This window comes from Elusimicrobiota bacterium (genome assembly GCA_040757695.1).
Taxonomy (GTDB): domain Bacteria; phylum Elusimicrobiota; class UBA8919; order UBA8919; family UBA8919; genus JBFLWK01.
Map to the genome: position 1 here is coordinate 1 of JBFLWK010000241.1, position 1,228 is coordinate 1,228.

Annotated in this window: 1 protein-coding gene; it reads left to right on the plus strand. The window is 30.2% G+C overall.

Annotated elements, in window-relative coordinates:
• Nucleotides 1-179: 179 nt before the first annotated feature.
• A partial coding sequence (locus tag AB1349_14485) for a glycosyltransferase (GenBank protein ID MEW6558533.1) occupies nucleotides 180-1,228 on the plus strand: 1,049 nt, incomplete at its 3' end.

Sequence of the window (1,228 nt, forward strand, 5' to 3'; positions counted from 1 at the left end):
TTTCATATTTATTATTTTAATTTAGGTGATATCCCAACATGGGATGGGCTTATCAATTTTATTCGTATTGACCCCGTTGGTAGAGCGGTAGGAGAATTGTTTATAGATTACATTGGATTTATTGACATAACATAAGAGACTGAAGATTATGTTAAAAGTTTTACTAATGAGCTATAAAAATGAATTTAGTTATTTTACCCCTGCATGACTGGAAGAAATGTGAGAGGGAAGGGTTTAGAACTCGTGATGCACATTTGATGCTGGAATTTGAAAAATTGCCAGAAATAGAGAAAATATTAATAATTGACCGTCCTATTTCATTGCCAGAGATGTTGCTAAAAGAATGTTGGTGGAAGGTAAAAAATGGTACAGTAATTTATAAAGGAATAAACAATTGTCTATCGCAAGTTTCAGAAAAGACATTTGTACTTGATTATTTTTCTTTTGATATTTTAAAGCCATTAATCTTAAAAAAAAGATGGTGGGGTTATATATTTAAACAATCTCATGTTATAAAGGCAATGAAGTATGCCATTGCCTATCTGCAATTTCATAATTTTATTCTTTTTTTATGGAACCCATTATCGGAAGGAATAATTGGTAAACTGGGAGAGAATTTGTTAGTTTTTGATGCTATTGATAATTGGCTTGAACATCCCGAATTAAACTATGCTAAAAAAGAAATAGAACAAGGATACCAAAAGATTAAAAAGGAAGCTGATTTAATCTTCACAGTTTCCGAATCATTAAAATCATTTTTTATTGACAGTAAGAATGAAGTATATTGTATTTCTAACGGAGTTAATATTGATTATTTTCGGACTCAGAAAATTGAAAACATTCCAGAAGATATGAAAAATATTACCAAACCAATTGTCGGTTACGCCGGCAAGATTCAGGATAGAATAGATGTGGATCTAGTTGAATTTGTGGCGGAAAATTTACCGCAGATAAATTTTGCATTCATAGGACAGATTATAAATAAAAAAACCATTAAATCACTTTTGCAATATAAAAATATTCATTACCTTGGAGATAAGCATTACTCTTTATTGCCACGATATTTATCATTTTTCGATATTTGTATCATTCCACATAAAGTATCAACACTCACTGTAAGTATGAACCCTCTAAAACTATATGAATATTTGGCAGCTGTTAAACCAGTCGTTACTACAAATATAGCAGGGGTAAATGTTTTTAAGGATATAATAATCATTGCCAAAAC